Consider the following 16,659-nt stretch of genomic DNA (forward strand, 5'->3'; position numbering starts at 1 on the left):
CGGTTTCGGGACGTGTGGCCCTGCTGGTCAAGGGGACTCGGGGCGCACCGTGGGGGTACCAGGGCGAAGGGAGGGGGCCGACCATGGAAACCGGCTACACCGTCGATCAGCTACGGGCCGCCGCGACCGACGCGATCCGCGCACCGTCCATGCACAACGTCCAACCGTGGCGGTTCCGGCTGCGCGACGGTGGGATCGAGGTCCTGCTGGACCCGACCCGGCGGCTGCCCGCCACCGACCCGAGCGGCTGGGGTGCCCGCATCGCCGGTGGGGCGGCGTTGTTCAATCTGCGCCTCGCCCTGGCGGTGGCCGGCATCCCGGCGAAGGTACGGCTGCGTCCGTACCCGGCGGAGCCGGACGTGCTGGCCCGGCTGGTACCGGACCTGCCGCAGCGTCCCAGCCCCGCCGAGCAGAACCTCTACGCGGCCATTCCGCGCCGGTTCAGCAACCGCGCCCCGTTCTGGCCCGAACCGGTCCCGGCCGACTCCCGCTGGCGGCTGGGCGAGGCGGCCCGTGCCGAGCACTGCTGGCTGGAACTGTTGATCGGGGTGAGTGCGGTCAACGCGTTCGCCGAGATCGCCCGCAGCGCGCACCGGGTCCTCGAACGCGATCCCGCCTACCGGGCGGAGCGCGAGGCATGGGTACGCGCCAGACCCGAGCCGGACGGCGTCCCGGTCACCGCCAGCGGCCCCCGGGCCGAGTCGCAGGACCTGCTGCCGTCGCGTGACTTCGGCGGTACCCAGCGGTTGCCCGGCCGCGACTTCGAGCCGGAGCCACTCGTGGCGGTGCTCGGTTCGGCCGGTAACACCGCCGTCGACCAGGTGGTGGCGGGTCAGGCGTTGCAGCGGGTGCTGTTGACCGCCACCGAGGCCGGGCTGTCCGTGTCGCTGCTGTCCCAACCGATCGAGGTGCCTTCTGCCCGGGAACAGATCCGGGTGTCGCTGGGGCGGTTCGGCACGCCGCAGATGGTGATGCGGATCGGGTACGGCCAGCCGGGTCGGCCCACCCCGCGCCGCCCGGTGTCGGAGGTGCTGGACCTGCCGGTGTACCCGACCGACGGCAGCCGCGACGGTCGACGACTCACGGGCGAGCAGGTAAGACGGTAGGTGCCGTGCCCGGCGGACGGCGTGGGCGTCCGCCGGACACGGCAGGGCGGTGCCGCGGGCACGGCGGGCACCACCAGCCAATTCCTTGGTGAAAGGACGGCAAGTCCCATCGTCGTGCCCGCCCGGATGCCACGTCAATAACTTCCGGAAAAATATCGGTACCCGGTCAGACAGCGGCGGCGCTGTCCCGGATGACGAGCTCGGTCGCCAACTCCACCCGAGGGCTCTCCACCTTCTCCCCACGAGCCAGACGCAACACCGTCCGAGCAGCCAACATCCCCATCTCGGCCAGCGGCTGCCGCACCGTGGTCAACGGCGGAGAACACCACCGCACCTCCGGCAGGTCGTCGAAACCCACCACGCTGATGTCGTCCGGCACCCGCAAACCCCGCTGCCGAACCGCCTCGTACACACCCAACGCCATCTGGTCACTCGACGCGAAAATCGCCGTCGGCGGCTCGCTCAACCCGAGCAACCGCAGCCCACCGTTGAACCCGGCCTCGTGGTAGAAGTCGCCCGGGCAGATCAGGTCCTCGTCGAAGGGCAGGCCGGCGGCGTCCAGGGCGGCCCGGTAGCCGTCCATCCGGGCCCGGCTGCACATCAACTGCGATGGCCCGGCGATGAACCCGATCCGCCGATGCCCCAACCCGATCAGATACTCCGTCGCCCGCAGGCCACCGGCCCAGTTGGTGGCACCGATCGTCGTCGCCTCCCGGGCCGGGAGGCCGTCCGCGTCGACGATCACCACCGGGATGTTCAGCCGGCGCAGCTCGTCCTGTAGGGGCGGCTCCACCATCGAGGTCACGAAGATCACGCCTTCGGTGCCCCGGCGGCGCATGCCGTCGAGCCACTGCTCCGCCGAGGAGGTCCGACGGTGGATGGCCGACACCACGGTGCCCACCCCGGCAGCGTGGGCCACATCCTCCACACCCCGAATGATCTCCACCGCCCACGGGCTGTCCAGATCATTGAAGACCAGGTCCACCAACCCCGAACTAGCCCGCATACTCGGCGGCCGACGCCGGTAACCATGCCGCGTCAGCAACTCCTCCACCCGCTCACGGGTCTGCGGAGCCACATCCGAACGACCATTGATCACCCGGGAAACCGTCGGCACCGACACCCCCGCCAGGTCCGCTATCGCGGAGATTGTGATCTTCCGGGTGTCTCTGGCAACCACGGCACTCCCCTACCAACCGGTACGGCGACAGCCCGCACCGTTCCCGGTACGGCTAGGGCGGGCAACTAGCCGCCCGCCCACACCCTAGTGCCGGAAATTTCACTCGACTATCGGTAGTTGGCGCAGTTCACTCCGAAGACCCCTGATCAACACGTGGCGCGGCGGCGCTGTCCCGGATGACGAGCTCGGTCGCCAACTCCACCCGAGGACTCTCCACCTTCTCCCCACGAGCCAGACGCAACACCGTCCGAGCAGCCAACATCCCCATCTCGGCCAGCGGCTGCCGCACCGTGGTCAACGGCGGAGAACACCACCGCACCTCCGGCAGGTCGTCGAAACCCACCACGCTGATGTCGTCCGGCACCCGCAAACCCCGCTGCCGAACCGCCTCGTACACACCCAACGCCATCTGGTCACTCGACGCGAAAATCGCCGTCGGCGGCTCGCTCAACCCGAGCAACCGCACCCCGCCGGAGAACCCGGCCTCGTGGTAGAAGTTGCCCGCCTGGATGAGCCGGTCGTCGATCGAGATCCCGGCGGCCTCCAGGGCCGCCCGGTAGCCGTCTATCCGGGCCCGGCTGCACATCAACTGCGGCGGCCCGGCGATGAACCCGATCCGCCGATGCCCCAACCCGATCAGATACTCCGTCGCCCGCAGGCTTCCCGCCCAGTTGGTGGCACCGATGGTCGGCGCGTCCTGAGCGGGAACACCAGCGGGATCGACGATCACGGCGGGGATGTTCAGCCGACGCAACTCCGCCTGCTGCGGCGGTTCGAGCGTGGAGGTCACGAAGATGACCCCCTCGGTGGAGCGGGTCCGGATGTTGTCCAGCCACTGCTTGGCCGAGGAGGAACGCCGGTGGATGGCCGACACCACGGTGCCCACCCCGGCAGCGTGGGCCACATCCTCCACACCCCGAATGATCTCCACCGCCCACGGGCTGTCCAGATCATTGAAGACCAGGTCCACCAACCCCGAACTAGCCCGCATACTCGGCGGCCGACGCCGGTAACCATGCCGCGTCAGCAACTCCTCCACCCGCTCACGGGTCTGCGGAGCCACATCCGAACGACCATTGATCACCCGGGAAACCGTCGGCACCGACACCCCCGCCAGGCGGGCGATGGCCGCGATGGTCACCGTCCGGTTGTCGTTGGCAGCCATGCGCCTCCCTCTCTCGCTCATCCACTGACGCTGCCGGCGAGGTGCCGGCGCTGACAATCGGCGGCATGGCGTCCGTGCCCCGGCACACCCGCTACTTCTGCTTCTTCGCGACCCTGGTGATGTCCTTGACGATCTGGTCCGGCCGCTTCTTGCCGGCGATCAGCTCGGCCACGCTCTCGTTGACCTGCTGACCCACCGCCGGCGGGTACGCCTGGTCGAGGTAGAGCTGGAAGCCGGTCGCGATGCCGAGGTTAGCCGCCACGACCTGGTTGTTCAGGTCCTTGATGCCACCGGCCGCGGCCTGGTTGGTGGGCAGCACCGCACCGGTCTGGGCGGCCCGCCGCTGGTTCCTCGCCTGCAGCAGCGTCCGCAGGAAGTCAACCGTGGAGGCCGGCGCGTCGCGGCCGACCACGAAGCCGTTTCCGCCGCCGAACGCGTCGGTGGCCGAGCCCTTGCCGTTCTCCACCGCCGGGAAGGGGAAGAAGGCGAGCCGGTCGCCGAGGCCACGCTTGCTGCTCGACGAGGAGGCCTGCACCGACGGGGCCCACTGGCCCATCAGCTCCATGGCGGCGTCCTCGTTGCCCATCGTCGCGGCCTGCCCGGTTTCGGACCCGTACTCCGCGCGCAGGAAGCCCTTCTGGAACGGCTCCATCTCGACCAGTTCCCGCAGGCGCTCGCCGGCGGCGATGAAGACCGGGGTGTTGAAGTTGCTGTCCTCTGCCGCGGCCTGCAGCGCCTCCAGCCCGCCGATCCGCATCGCCAGGTACGCCCAGTAGTAGTGACCCGGCCACTTGTCCTTGCCACCGAGCGCGATCGGGGCGATGTTGACGGCCTTGAGCTTCGTGACCGCCTCCAGCAGCTCGCCCCAGGTCTTCGGTGGCGTCTCGATACCGGCCTTGGCGAAGTGGTCCCGGTTGTACCAGAAGCCGACCATGCCGATGTCGAACGGGATGCCGTAGATCTTGTCGTCGACCGTGTACGGCTGCAACGAGGCGGGCAGCAGCTGCCCGATCCATCCCTGGACCTCGCCGGTGATGTCCTTGACCAGACCGGCCTCGACCTGCTGTCGCAGTGCGCCGCCACCCCATGACTGGAACAGGTCCGGCGGCATGGCCGCCTCGACCGCGCCGTTCAGTTTGGTCTTGAACGCCTCGACCTCCAGCGGATGCACATCGATCGTGACGTTGGAGTGTGCGTTCTCGTACTGCCGTGCCATATCAGCCCAGACGCTGAGCATCGGCTCGGCGTCCTGGACGTGCCACCACCTGATCTTCTGCGGGCTTGCGGAAGCGCCGCTGTCCCCATCCCCGCAGGCGCCGAGCAGGAGCGCGCCGGCGCCTGCGCCGGCCAGCCCCAGCAGCGACCGGCGGGAGAGGTGCGATGTCATGGTTCATCCCTTCGGGAGGCGTGATGCGCGGAGGGAACACCGCCGCGATCGGCGGCGGCCATGAAAACGGGATCGCAAGTTTCGCTTCGATACCGATATTTTCGAGATGATTGCGGGCACGTTACGACGGCCCTACGTCGCCGGTCAAGGGGGTGTCGCGAGCGGACGCCAGCCGATACCGTGAGCCCAATCTTGGCACTTCCGGAGTATTTCCGGGAAGAAACCGGGATCGTGACCTGAAGGAGTCGAACATGTCGACCGAGATCGCAGACGTGGCTATCGGCCGGTCGATCCGCAACCCCGTCCTGTCCGGCTTCCATCCGGACCCGTCCATTCTGCGGGTCGACGACGACTACTACCTGGCAACCTCGACCTTCGAGTGGTACCCCGGCGTCCGGGTGCACCACTCGAAGGACCTCGTCCACTGGCGGGAACTGGGCGGAATCATCACCGAACGACGGCTGCTCGACCTGCGCGGCTGCGGCGACTCCAACGGGATCTGGGCGCCGGACCTGACGTACCACGACGGGTTGTTCCACCTCGTCTACAGCGATGTCGCCAGCTTCGCCAGCGGGTACTGGGACGCGCAGAACTTCCTCACCACCGCGCCGACCATCACGGGACCGTGGTCGGACCCGGTACGGCTGCACTCGCACGGCTTCGACGCCGCGCTGTTCCACGACGACGACGGCACCTCCTGGCTGTTGGCGATGAGCGCTGACTGGCGGCCGGGCCGCGACCGCTTCGGTGGTATCGAGATTCAGCAGTATGACCGGGTCAAGCGGCAACTGGTCGGACGACCCCGGATCATCTTCACCGGCACCGAGGCGGGGCTGACCGAGGGACCTCACATCTACCGCCACGACGGCTGGTACTGGCTGGTCACCGCCGAGGGCGGCACCAGTTGGGAACACCAGGTCACCGTCGCCCGGTCACGGGACCTGTTCGGACCGTACGAGGTGGACCCGGCCGGACCACTGATCACCTCGGTGGGTCGGCCCGACCTGACGTTGCAGAAGGCCGGCCACGGCAGCCTGGTCCGCACCCAGCGCGGCGAGTGGTACCTGGCCCACCTGGTGGCCCGCCCCTACAGTCCGCTCGGCAACTGCGTCCTCGGCCGGGAGACCGCGATCCAGAAGGTGGACTGGTCGCCGGGCGGCTGGCCGTGCGTTCCCGGCCGGGTTCCGGCCGACGAGATCCCGGCCCCGGACCTGCCGGCCCATCCGTGGCCCGACGAGCCGACCACCGATCACTTCGACGCCCCCCAACTGGGCCCCGGCTGGTCGACGCTGCGCCGGCCGGCCACGGACGACTGGATCGACCTGCGTTCCCGCCCGTCGCACCTGCGCGTGTACGGCGGCCAGTCCCCGGTCGGCAAGCAGACCCCGAGCCTGGTGGCGCGGCCGGTGGGAGCGGTCCGCTGCTCGCTGGAGACCCTCGTCGAGTTCGACCCGGGCGACCACCGGCACCTGGCGGGGATCACCGGCTACTACAACACCGAGAACTGGCACCATCTCTACCTGACCCGCGCCGACGACGGACGGGCCGTGCTGGAGCTGCTCACCTGCGACGGGGGGCACCGCACCGCGTACCCGCAGCTGACCGTCGACACCGGAGGCCGACTGCGGGTGGGCCTGCGGGTCACCTTCGACGGCCCGGCGCTACGCTTCGCGTACGACCTGGGTGACGGCTGGCAGGACCTGCCGGTGGAGTTGGACACCACCATCCTCTCCGACGAACACGCGGCCCGGATCGTCGACGGCGAACCGGCGGCCTGGGGCTTCACCGGCGCCCTGCTCGGCATCTGGGTGCAGGACATCGGCGGCGACGGCCGCTACGCCGACTTCGACTACGCCACCTATCTCGAACACTGATCCGGTCGGCCCGGCGGCGCACGACCGTCGGGGCGACCCACCCGCTGTCGCGGGCCCTTGACCCGGGCCGGCTCGAACCCGTCACGGAACCCTCGGGAGCGAGCCGGCCCGGCCTCGTTCACAAGGTGTGTCGGGAGGTTGACCGACCGCCACAAACGCGGGGATGGATCCGGAAGTTTCCGGTTCGAATCCGGACGTTCCCGCAGTGCACACGGGCAACTTCCGGAATTTTTCGAGGTTGACGGGGGGCATCGATGGCCCTAACGTTTCGGCCAAGTTACCGATCGACATCCGGAAAAATATCGGTGGCTTCCGCGACCGCTCGCGACCGGCCACCGCCCCTCGTACCGCCTCCGACCTGCTCAGCACCGGCCCGGAACCTGCACTTCATGATCGACATCTGTCGATCGGAGATCGAGAGGACTGCAGATGAAGTTGAGACGGTGGATGACCGTCGGCACGGTCGCCGTGGTGACCGCGGCGACGTTGAACATGGTGCCGGCCACCGCCGGTCGGCCGTACGACCCGACCGCGCAGACCCTCGGCGCTCTCGGCCTGCGCCACGGCCTCCAGATCGGCACCGCGGTCAGCATGGACGCCCTCAACGACAAGGCCGACCCGGAGTACCGCAAGATCACCGCATCCGAGTTCGTCTCCGTCACCGCCGAGAACGCGATGAAGTGGGAGAGCCTCGAACCCACCCGTGGCACCTACAACTGGGGTCCGGCCGACCAGCTCGTCGAGTTCGCCAAGCGCAACCGGCAGAGCGTACGCGGACACGTGCTCGTCTGGCACAACCAGCTCCCGCAGTGGCTGACCGACGGGGTCGCCGACGGCTCCATCAGCAAGCAGGAGCTGCGCGAGCTGCTGCGCAAGCACATCACCACCGTGGTCAAGCGCTACAAGGGCAAGGTCTGGCAGTGGGACGTCGTCAACGAGGCGGTCAGCGACCCGTGGGACAACCCACCCACCCTGCACTACAAGGGTTTCTGGGCAGAGCACCTCGGCCCCGGCTACCTCGCTGACGCCTTCCGGTGGGCCCGCGCCGCCGACCCCAAGGCGCTGCTGTTCTACAACGACTACAACATCGAGGCGTTCGGCTCCGGCAACCCCGCCGACGACAAGACCCAGTTCGTCTACGACATGGTCAAGCGGCTGCGCGCCCAGGGCGTACCGATCGACGGCGTCGGCGCGCAGGGCCACCTCGGCACCCAGTACGGCAACTTCAGCACCTTCCAGGTGACCGAGGCGTTGAAGAAGTTCACCGCGCTCGGGGTGGCGACCGCGTTCACCGAGGTCGACGTCCGCAGCCAGATGACCGAAGCCGTCCAGGACGGCAACTCCGAGGAGATCAACCCCAGGTTGCAGGCCTCGGCCGCCAACCACAGCGTGCTGATGAAGGCGTGCCTGGCCGTCCGCAGCTGCCTCTCGTACACCGTCTGGGGCTTCAGCGACAAGCACTCCTGGGTGCCGGGTTGGTTCAGCGACCCGCCCGAGGGCCTGGCCACCATCATGGATGAGAACTACCAGCCCAAGCTGGCCTACCACGAGATCAAGTCCGACCTGATCCTCGCCGGCCCGCCGTACGTCCTGCCCCGCATCGCACCCAAGCCCCGCCGCTGACCCTCGTCACGGCGGGCGGACCAGCCATCCACCACCACCAGCGGGCCGTGTGGGGCGGTCAACCGCCCCACACGGCCCACCTAAAGCGGGAGGTCCGACCGATGACGTCCACAACCCATCCCCTACGCCCACCGCGTGCCGCGTCCGGGTTGGGCGCCGGACCGCCACCGGTACGACCGACCGAGGTCATCGGCGCCGACCACACCGTCTGTCTCACCTTCGACGATGGCCCACACCCGGAACACACCCCACACCTCCTCGACGTCCTGGCCGCACACCGCGTCCAGGCGATCTTTTTTGTGCAGGGTGACCGTGTCATCGAGCACCCCGAGCTGGTGCGCCGGATCGTCGCGGCCGGACACACGCTGGGCAACCACAGCATGCACCACGACGACATGAGCACCTGGGCCGCCGGCCGGATCGCCTCGGACCTGCTGGAGACCAACGCGGTCATCCGGCACGCCGTACCGCACGTCCGGGTCCGCTACTTCCGCGCACCGTACGGCGCCTGGGGTCAGACCCCCGGCGTGGCGACGGCGCTCGGGATGCGGCCGATGGGTTGGCGGCTGGCCGTGATGGACTGGGAGACACCCGGCACGGACGAACTGCTGCGGCGGCTCGTCGAGGGTGTCGCACCCGGTGCGGTGGTACTGCTGCACGACGGCGGCGGTGACCGCAGCCAGACCGTCGACGCCGTCGACCGGGCCATCCCCGAACTGCGCGCGGAGGGTTGGCGTTTCGCGCTGCCCGCAGGCGCGGACGCGCGCTGAGGGCACCCGACCCGCTGCCGCCCGTCGAGACCACCGGCTCAGCTGTGCGGCCGAGACCGCCGCACAGCTACCGTCGACTGTCGCGTGCCTGAGCGACATTCCCGAGCCGCGCGCCCAGGCACGGAATCGAGTGTCTGTGTGGCCGCGTGCGGCCCGTCGAACCCGGCGCGATCGCGCCCGGCGGGGCCAGCCTCGCGAAACATGGTGGGCGATACTGGGTTTGAACCAGTGACCTCTTCCGTGTCAAGGAAGCGCGCTCCCACTGCGCCAATCGCCCGTGGTGATCGGCGGCACCCACAGGTGCGGCCGGATTGCGAGCGGACGACGGGACTCGAACCCGCGACCCTCACCTTGGCAAGGTGATGCGCTACCAACTGCGCTACGTCCGCATGCCCCCGGGCAGTGCCGGCGACGCAGGCAACTCTACCCGATGACAAGATCGCGGGGAGTGCCGCCCCCGGCAGGTACGTGATTGCGCCGCTCATCCCCCGGGTACAGACCTCTCTCGACAGCACACCGCACCCCCGGACAAAGGAGGCTGTCGTGGGTATCGGCACCAGCATCTTTCTGTTGGCGCTCGGCGCCATCCTCACCTTCGCGGTCAACGCCAGCATCGGTGGCCTCGACCTGGACGTCGTCGGCTGGATCCTGATGGCCGCCGGCGTACTCGGTCTGATCATGACGACGCTGGTCTGGGGCCGCCGTCGCCAGACGGTCGCCACCACCGACGAGCCGGTGGAGTACCGCCGGGTCGAGGAGCGCCGGGACGTCGCACCGCCGCTGTGACCGGTGGGCGGTCGACGGTCACCGGAGGGTGGCCGTCGACCGCCGCACGCCGGATCAGGGGCGCCCGGCGGTCAGTTCCGTGGCGACCGGCGCGTCCCAGTCGATCCGGTATCGCTGCTCCGGGCCGAGCGTGCGTTCCGGATCGAGGAACGTCCGCAACGCCAACGGCATCATCAGCCGCATCATCCGCTTCGCGATCGGGCCGACCGTCTTGGTGGAGGTGGTCTGCCGACCTCGCCGGATCACCCGCTCGACGCGCCTGCGGCGCAGCCGCTCGTACGCCTCGAACGCGGCCGACACCTCGCAGTGGTCCCGCAGGCAGCGGGCCAGCTGCACGGCGCTCTCCACGGCCAACGACGCCCCCTGACCGGAGCTGGGTGAGGGGGCGTGCACCGCATCGCCCACCAGCACCATCCGGCCGCCGTGCCAACGCGGCACCGACGGCATGCTCTCGATCGACCCGATGGCCACCAGGTCGTCCGGCTCGGTGTGCGCGAGCACCTGCCCGGCCGGCACGTCGTCGGCGAACACCTCCCGCAGCCGGTGCAACCACTGCTGCCGTGGGATCCGGCTCGCCTCGGCGTAGCTGGTCGGCCGACGGTCCGGCACGTTGGCGAACCAGGCGGTGCGGCCGTCCGGCTGCACCCAGTAGCCGAAGAAGGCCCGGGAGCCGAAGACGAAGTACATCGCGTCCGGTTCGGCGTCGGGCACCGCGTACCGGGCCGCGCCGCCGAGGTTCAGCAGGGGCAGCACCTGCGGCCCGGGGGCCTGCGGGTCGATGAGCGTACGCACCCGGGACCGGATGCCGTCCGCACCGACCAGCACGTCGGCGCTGGCGGTGGAGCCGTCGGCGAACCGGGCGAGCACCCCGTCCCCGTGCTGCTCGGCATCGACCAGCCGCTTGTCGTACCCGATGCGTACGCCCTGCGCCTCGGCCCGCTCCCGGAGCACCCGGGCGAGGTCGTCCCGCCACAGTCCGAGGGTGACCGGTTCCACCGCCACGTGCGGGAAGGCGCCGATGCGGCGCCCGCCGCCGTCGGTGACCACGGTGTGTCGCATCGGTAGGCCGACGCCCTCGACGGACTGCTCGGCGTCGACGCAGCGCAGCGCGGCCAGCCCGTTGGGGGCGAGGGTCAGGGTCACCCCGCTCCCCTCGGCCGACGCCAGGTACGCCTCGCACACCGTGGCCTCGATCCCGGCGCGACGCAGCGCCATCGCGGTCACCGGGCCGGCGATCCCGCCGCCGATCACCAGCGCGGTTCGGACGGCAGTCATGTGCGGCCCCCCATGGTCTCCTGCCAGGACTTCGCATAGTCCGGCTGCTTCAGTGACTCGATCAACTCGATGACGAACCGGCGCTCCGCCTCCAGCAGCGCCAGCGAGTACTGCTCCTCGACCAGGAAGATCCACGCGACGCCGTCGGCCCGGGCCTCGTCCACGGTGGTGCGGGTCTCCTCGATCCGGCCGGCCAGCGCCGCCGACCGGCGGCGCAGCACCTCGACCGCCTCGTCGGGCGGGAGCAGGCTGAGCAACGACAGTGCGACGGCGAAGTGCGGGTACTCCTCGCGGGGCTGGGCGAGCAGGGAGCGCAGCCAGTCGTGCACCTCGTGCCGGCCCGCTTCGGTGATCGCGTACACCGTGCGCTCGGGTCGGGCGCTGTCCCGGACCGTCTCCTGGGCGGTGACGAAACCGGCCCGCGCGAGCTGCTCTATGACCATGTAGAGCGAGCTGCGGGTGTACCGGATGTGCCGGTCCTTGCCGGTCTGCTTGAGGCGTCGACCCAACTCGTAGGGATGCATCGGCTCCCACAGCAACCAGGCCAGCACGGCCAGGGCCAGCGGGTTGGGCACTCTCCGGCGTCGCTCCACCACAACTCCTTTAGTCAGCACTGACTATCCAGGACTGACTATGGAGCCGTCAACCCGGTCCGAGACGACATGGAGACACGAGAAAGGCCCGCCACCGGATCTCCGGTAACGGGCCTTGTCTGTTGGATCTTGATGGTGGGCGATACTGGGTTTGAACCAGTGACCTCTTCCGTGTCAAGGAAGCGCGCTCCCACTGCGCCAATCGCCCTTGCTGTTCCGAGGTGGGGACGGGATTTGAACCCGCGTACACGGCTTTGCAGGCCGTTGCCTCGCCTCTCGGCCACCCCACCGAGGTTGCCCCCGTCACGCGTGGCGGCAGCTCCGAGCGGACGACGGGACTCGAACCCGCGACCCTCACCTTGGCAAGGTGATGCGCTACCAACTGCGCTACGTCCGCACGCCCCGGGCATTCCCGGTGACGGATGAGAACTCTAGCCGAGCGGTCGAACGGATGCCAAATCGGGCTCCCACCCCGGCGAGCCGGAAACTGTCCGGCTTCCGACTCTGGAGAGCCAGATCAACAGGGGTTTGGTGACGGGCCGTATCCGGCTCGATCGGATACGGTGACGAGCGTGACGAGACGTGCGGCGGAAATCCGCCTGGATGCCCTGCTGCGCACCGCATGTGACGTGATCGGGCAACGCGGGTTGGCGAACACCCGCACGGCGGATGTGGCGCAGGCCGCCGGGGTGAGCCAGGCGCTGGTCTTCTACCACTTTGCCACGAAGGAGCGGTTGCTCGCCCAGGCCTTCGCGTACGCGGTCGAACAGGATCTGGCCCGGCTCGACGCGGTGACCCGGTCCAACGCCCCGCCGCTGACCAAGCTCCGGCGGATCCTGCGCCTCTACACCCCCACCGGGCGCGCCACCTCCTGGTCCATGTGGATCGACGGTTGGGCGGAGTCCCTGCGTACCCCCGAATTGGAGAAGGTCTCCCGCAAGCTGGACCTCCGCTGGCGGCAGGACCTCGCCTCGGTGATCACCGATGGGGTCCGTGAGGGCGTCTTCGTCTGCACCGACCCGGCCGGCGCGGCCTGGCGGATCAGCGCCGTGATGGACGGCCTCGCGGTGCAGCTCGCGGTACACGACCGGGTGATCTCCCGTCGGCAGTTCGCCGAGTGGGTACGCCTGGTGACCGCCCGCGAGCTGGGGCTGGACCCGGCCCAGCTGGAGTAGCCGGGGCCTTGCGCCGACCGGGGCACGTTCGCCGGAAGTTGCCCACGCCACCGGATCCCGGCGGTTACCCACGCCAGCGACGGGAACAAGGGCCGCATGGAGCTGCTGAAGACATACCGGCGCAGCCTGGCCGATTTCACCGAGCGGGTGGAGCAGGTGCACCCCGGGCAATGGTCGGCCGTCACCCCCTGCCCCGGCTGGGACGTCCGCGCACTGGTCAACCACGTGGTCAGCGAGGAACGCTGGAGCGTGCCGCTGCTGGCCGGGCGCACCCTCGACGAGGTCGGTGACCGCTACGACGGCGACCAACTCGGCGCCGACCCGATCGCGGCCGCCCGCGAGGCGGCGTCGCAGGCCGAGGTCGCCGCCACCAGCCCGGGTGCCCTGGACCGCACCGTGCACACCTCGGCCGGTGCCATCCCCGTCGAGGAGTACCTGCGCCAACTGCTGGCCGAACACCTCGTGCACGGTTGGGACCTCGCGGTGGCGATCGGTGCGGACCCCTCGACGGACGCCGACGCGGTCGCCGAGGTGGCCCGTTGGTACTCCCACCGCATGGCGGACTACCGACGTAACGGGCTCGTCGAACCCGAGGTCGAACTGCCCGCCGGGGTCAGCGAGCAGGATCGGCTCCTGGCCGCGTTCGGCCGCGACCCCGACTGGGCACCGTGACCCGCCACGGGTGGGGCCGCACCGCCCCGGCCGGGACCGACCCACCGCCACGGTGGGGCCGGCCTGACCGCCCCCACCGTGGCCCGGGTCAACTCAGGTAACCGCCGTCGCGGGGTACCGTCCGCCACCGACTGCGCGGGCCGCCCGGCCGGTCCCACCGTCCGGGCGCCGGGCCGACCGCGTCGGTCGCGGCCTCCGGCTCACGGGTGAGCTGCCGCAGTCGCAGCAGCAGACCCACACCGAGGAAGAGCAGCAGACCACCGAGCAGGAACGCCACCTCGGTCAGCCCGAGCCCGGTGCCGGTCTGCGACAACCGGTTGCCCGCCGCGTCGGCGGCCGGTGGATCGGCCGCCCCACCGGCGTACCCCGCGTCATCGGCGGGATCGTCCTCCTCCTCGGTCGGATCCACCGTTGGCACCTCGACGGGTTCCTCCGTCGGATCCACCGTCGGCACCTGGGACGGGGTGGGCGACGCGGTCGTGGGGCGAGCCTCGACGCCCCGGCCCACCACCTCACGGGTCGCCGTCTGACGCGACAGCAACCGCAGGTTCCGGTCGTACGCCTCGGCGGCGATACTCACCCGGCCCCGGTCGACGTCCCGGGCGAACGCGATCCGGTACTGGGCGGTGACGGTACGCCCCGGGCAGAGCGTGCCCGGGTCGAGCTGACGGTCGGTCAACCTGGCCGCGTCACCGTCGATCCGCACCTCCACCGGGAACGAACCGGTCTCCTCGATCCGGTCCACCCGCACCTGGTCCAGGCGCAGCCCCTGCACAGCCAGCACCATCGACCAACGCACCTTGATGCAGTCACCCCGGTCCGTCCGCGACACCACCGCGGAGACCGTCACCGCCCGCCCACCGGCGGTGAACCGGTCCGGCAGACCGCCGAGTTCGGTGGCGAACGCCGCGTGCGCCGGCGCGGCCATGGTCACGTCCACCCCGGTGAGACATACCAGTGCCACCCCGATCCGTAGCGTGTAACGCCACAGCCTCTTCACGATCCGTCCTCCCGTCGGTTGCCTCCAGTCGCAACGCTAGGAGCGCGGCAGGCCACCCGGTAGACGGGCGTGTTCGCATGGACCGTGAAGCGAGATGCCCGATTTCACGTACGGTATTGAACCGGTAACGGATCACCCGCGACACGCCGTGCACCGGGGCGGGGGACAATCAACCGATGTCCGCGCTCTCCGCCGCCTTCGTCCGGCTACACGCCCGGCTCACGCCCGTCGCCTTCGTACCCGAGGTGCGGCTGCACCAGGCGGACGAGCCGATCGGGTTGTGGGAGCTGACCGAGGGCGAGTTCCGCAGCGACCGGCCGCCACCGTTCTGGGCCTTCGCCTGGGCCGGTGGCCAGGCCCTGGCGCGCTACGTCACCGACCATCCGGAGACGGTCGCCGGTCGCCGGGTGCTCGACCTGGCCTCCGGCTCCGGCCTGGTGGCCATCGCCGCCGCTCGGGCCGGCGCGGCCAGCGTCCGCGCGGTGGAGGTCGACGACCTGGCCGTCGCGGCCGTGGCACTCAACGCCGAGGCCAACGGGGTACGCGTCGACGCCGAACTCGGCGACATCCTCGACGGCGACGCGGGCGACGCCGAGGTCGTCCTCGCCGGTGACGTCTTCTACAGCGGGGCGATGGCCAACCGGGTCCTGCGGTTCCTGCTGCGCGCCGCCCGGGGCGGGGCGTCGGTGCTGGTCGGTGACCCGGGGCGGGCCTTCCTACCTCGGGAACGCTTCGACGAACTCGCCGCCTACGACGTGCCGGTCAGCGTGGCCCTGGAGAGCGTACGGGTGAAGCGCACCACGGTGTGGCGGTTGCGCGCCGGTCGTGCGGAGGCCGCCGACTAGCGTGACGCCGTGCTGTTCCGCAGCTGGGAGCAGGTCCCGACGACGAGCGCAGGCACCGGGGCCGGTGGCGCTCTCCCCCACTGGCCCGACGTGGCCCGGGTCGCCGACCACGTGGGCGTCGAGCACCTGCTGGTGACCCGGCACGCCCTGGTCCGGCGGGTGCTCACCGACCCCGGCACGTTCCGGCCCGACAACGCCCTGGACGCGGTGACCCCGATGCCGGTGTCCGCGCTGCGGATCCTCGCCGCGCACCGGTTCCGGCTGCCGCCGACGCTGGCCAACAACGGTGGGGCGAGCCACCCGGAGATTCGTGCCCTGGTCGCCGACGCGCTGCACCCGAAGCGGGTGGCCGACCAGCGGGACTGGCTGACCGCGCTGGTCCGCCAGCGGGTGGCCGGGCTGACCGCCGACCTGGACGCGGGCCGACCGGTCGACCTGTACGCCGGGCTCGCCGCCGACCTGCCGTTGCTGGTCCTGGCCCGCCTTGTCGAGTTGCCCGACGCCCCGGTCACGGCGGTCAAGACCTTCGCCCGCGCGGCCCTGGAACTGTTCTGGGCCCCGCTGGACGTCGACCGGCAGCAGCAGCTCGCCGTCGAGGTGGGTCGCTTCCATCGGGTGCTGCGCGAGTTCGCGGCCACCGGCGGCGGGCTGGCCGGGGCGCTGCGGGCCGCCGGGCACCCACCCGACGTGGTGGTCGGGGCGCTGTTCTTCCTGCTGGTCGCCGGTCAGGAGACCACGTCCCAGTTCCTCACCCTGCTGATGCACCGCCTCGTCGGCGAACCGGCCGTGCTCGCCGGGCTGCGGGACGGCTCGGTCGCGGTCGCCGACGTGGTCGAGGAGGGGCTACGCCTGGAACCACCGATCGTCACCTGGCGGCGGGTCGCCGCCGTGGACACCACGCTGGGCGGTACGGCGGTGTCGGCGGGTAGCAGTGTGGTGCTCTGGCTGGCCCGCGCCGGACGGGACCCGGCAGTGGTGGACGCACCCGACGAGTTCCGACCCGGCCAACGCGGGTCGCGCCGGCATCTGGCCTTCGGGGCGGGAGCACACCGCTGCGTCGGCGACCAACTGGCGCGGATGGAGGCCGCGACGGTGGTGACCGAGGTGGCCCCGCTGCTGGCCGGGGTCCGTGTGCTCCGCGCACCCTGGTACCCGGACAACCTCACCTTCCGGATGCCTGACACCTTCGTGGTGCGGCGCTGAGCCAC

15 protein-coding genes and 5 tRNA genes are annotated in these 16,659 nt (G+C 70.4%); 9 read left to right on the forward strand and 11 right to left on the reverse strand.

Translation table 11 applies throughout. The annotated features are described in order from the left end of the window. Positions 1-83: 83 nt before the first annotated feature. Positions 84-1,106, forward strand: coding sequence for an Acg family FMN-binding oxidoreductase (locus FF096_RS06280; protein WP_155215481.1), 1,023 nt, complete (start codon positions 84-86; stop codon positions 1,104-1,106). A gap of 166 nt (positions 1,107-1,272) precedes the next feature. Here FF096_RS06280 and FF096_RS06285 read toward each other — a convergent pair whose 3' ends face one another. From FF096_RS06285 to FF096_RS06295, 3 genes are all read right to left on the reverse strand, one after another. Beyond that, complete coding sequence (locus FF096_RS06285; protein ID WP_309222787.1) at positions 1,273-2,286, reverse strand: LacI family DNA-binding transcriptional regulator; 1,014 nt, start codon at positions 2,284-2,286, stop codon at positions 1,273-1,275. 127 nt (positions 2,287-2,413) lie between these two features. Then, the gene (locus tag FF096_RS06290; protein ID WP_155215482.1) at positions 2,414-3,451 is read right to left on the reverse strand and encodes a LacI family DNA-binding transcriptional regulator; all 1,038 of its coding nucleotides are present in this window, start codon (positions 3,449-3,451) and stop codon (positions 2,414-2,416) included. A gap of 91 nt (positions 3,452-3,542) precedes the next feature. Then, complete coding sequence (locus FF096_RS06295; RefSeq protein WP_155215483.1) at positions 3,543-4,838, reverse strand: extracellular solute-binding protein; 1,296 nt, start codon at positions 4,836-4,838, stop codon at positions 3,543-3,545. A 251-nt stretch (positions 4,839-5,089) separates the two neighbouring features. On the opposite strand from FF096_RS06295, the gene FF096_RS06300 reads away from it, so the two are divergent. The 3 genes from FF096_RS06300 (at position 5,090) to FF096_RS06310 (ending at position 9,105) form a co-directional block, all read left to right on the forward strand. Beyond that, positions 5,090-6,712, forward strand: a complete 1,623-nt coding sequence (locus tag FF096_RS06300) for a glycoside hydrolase family 43 protein (RefSeq protein WP_155215484.1) — start codon at positions 5,090-5,092, stop codon at positions 6,710-6,712. A 429-nt stretch (positions 6,713-7,141) separates the two neighbouring features. Further along, positions 7,142-8,335 (forward strand): endo-1,4-beta-xylanase, encoded by a 1,194-nt coding sequence (locus tag FF096_RS06305; protein ID WP_155215485.1) that lies wholly within the window; start codon positions 7,142-7,144, stop codon positions 8,333-8,335. A 101-nt stretch (positions 8,336-8,436) separates the two neighbouring features. After that, on the forward strand, positions 8,437-9,105 hold the full coding sequence (locus FF096_RS06310; protein WP_155215486.1) for a polysaccharide deacetylase family protein: 669 nt from the start codon (positions 8,437-8,439) through the stop codon (positions 9,103-9,105). 202 nt (positions 9,106-9,307) lie between these two features. On the opposite strand, the gene FF096_RS06315 is transcribed toward FF096_RS06310, so the two are convergent. Then, positions 9,308-9,382, reverse strand: a tRNA-Val gene (locus tag FF096_RS06315). Between the two features lie 39 nt (positions 9,383-9,421). Beyond that, positions 9,422-9,494: transfer RNA gene (locus FF096_RS06320), tRNA-Gly, on the reverse strand. A 154-nt stretch (positions 9,495-9,648) separates the two neighbouring features. On the opposite strand from FF096_RS06320, the gene FF096_RS06325 reads away from it, so the two are divergent. Then, on the forward strand, positions 9,649-9,891 hold the full coding sequence (locus FF096_RS06325; protein WP_309222788.1) for a DUF6458 family protein: 243 nt from the start codon (positions 9,649-9,651) through the stop codon (positions 9,889-9,891). A gap of 54 nt (positions 9,892-9,945) precedes the next feature. Here the strand turns inward: FF096_RS06325 and FF096_RS06330 are convergent, their stop codons facing one another. The 5 genes from FF096_RS06330 to FF096_RS06350 all read right to left on the reverse strand — a co-directional run bounded on the left by FF096_RS06330 (position 9,946) and on the right by FF096_RS06350 (position 12,156). Beyond that, positions 9,946-11,166 (reverse strand): FAD-dependent monooxygenase, encoded by a 1,221-nt coding sequence (locus FF096_RS06330; RefSeq protein WP_155215487.1) that lies wholly within the window; start codon positions 11,164-11,166, stop codon positions 9,946-9,948. Beyond that, on the reverse strand, positions 11,163-11,759 hold the full coding sequence (locus tag FF096_RS06335; RefSeq protein WP_309222789.1) for a PadR family transcriptional regulator: 597 nt from the start codon (positions 11,757-11,759) through the stop codon (positions 11,163-11,165). Before FF096_RS06335 ends, FF096_RS06330 begins: the two co-directional genes overlap by 4 nt. A 133-nt stretch (positions 11,760-11,892) precedes the next feature. Further along, positions 11,893-11,967: transfer RNA gene (locus FF096_RS06340), tRNA-Val, on the reverse strand. A gap of 11 nt (positions 11,968-11,978) precedes the next feature. Beyond that, positions 11,979-12,049, reverse strand: a tRNA-Cys gene (locus FF096_RS06345). Positions 12,050-12,083: 34 nt separating this feature from the next. Next, positions 12,084-12,156: transfer RNA gene (locus tag FF096_RS06350), tRNA-Gly, on the reverse strand. Positions 12,157-12,331: 175 nt separating this feature from the next. On the opposite strand from FF096_RS06350, the gene FF096_RS06355 reads away from it, so the two are divergent. Beyond that, positions 12,332-12,934 carry a TetR/AcrR family transcriptional regulator gene (locus tag FF096_RS06355; protein WP_309222790.1) on the forward strand — a complete coding sequence of 201 codons (603 nt, stop codon included), beginning with the start codon at positions 12,332-12,334 and terminating at the stop codon, positions 12,932-12,934. A gap of 96 nt (positions 12,935-13,030) precedes the next feature. Next, complete coding sequence (locus tag FF096_RS06360; protein WP_155215489.1) at positions 13,031-13,606, forward strand: TIGR03086 family metal-binding protein; 576 nt, start codon at positions 13,031-13,033, stop codon at positions 13,604-13,606. An 88-nt stretch (positions 13,607-13,694) separates the two neighbouring features. On the opposite strand, the gene FF096_RS06365 is transcribed toward FF096_RS06360, so the two are convergent. Further along, complete coding sequence (locus FF096_RS06365; protein ID WP_309222791.1) at positions 13,695-14,606, reverse strand: hypothetical protein; 912 nt, start codon at positions 14,604-14,606, stop codon at positions 13,695-13,697. A 176-nt stretch (positions 14,607-14,782) separates the two neighbouring features. Here FF096_RS06365 and FF096_RS06370 point away from each other — a divergent pair, with 176 nt between their 5' ends. After that, positions 14,783-15,451 (forward strand): methyltransferase, encoded by a 669-nt coding sequence (locus tag FF096_RS06370; protein WP_155215490.1) that lies wholly within the window; start codon positions 14,783-14,785, stop codon positions 15,449-15,451. A 9-nt stretch (positions 15,452-15,460) separates the two neighbouring features. Next, a complete protein-coding gene (locus FF096_RS06375) occupies positions 15,461-16,654 on the forward strand; it encodes a cytochrome P450 (RefSeq protein ID WP_309222792.1) in 1,194 nt (397 codons plus the stop codon). Positions 16,655-16,659 lie beyond the last annotated feature (5 nt).

The sequence above is a fragment of the Micromonospora sp. CP22 genome (genome assembly GCF_009712475.1).
Taxonomy (GTDB): domain Bacteria; phylum Actinomycetota; class Actinomycetes; order Mycobacteriales; family Micromonosporaceae; genus Micromonospora.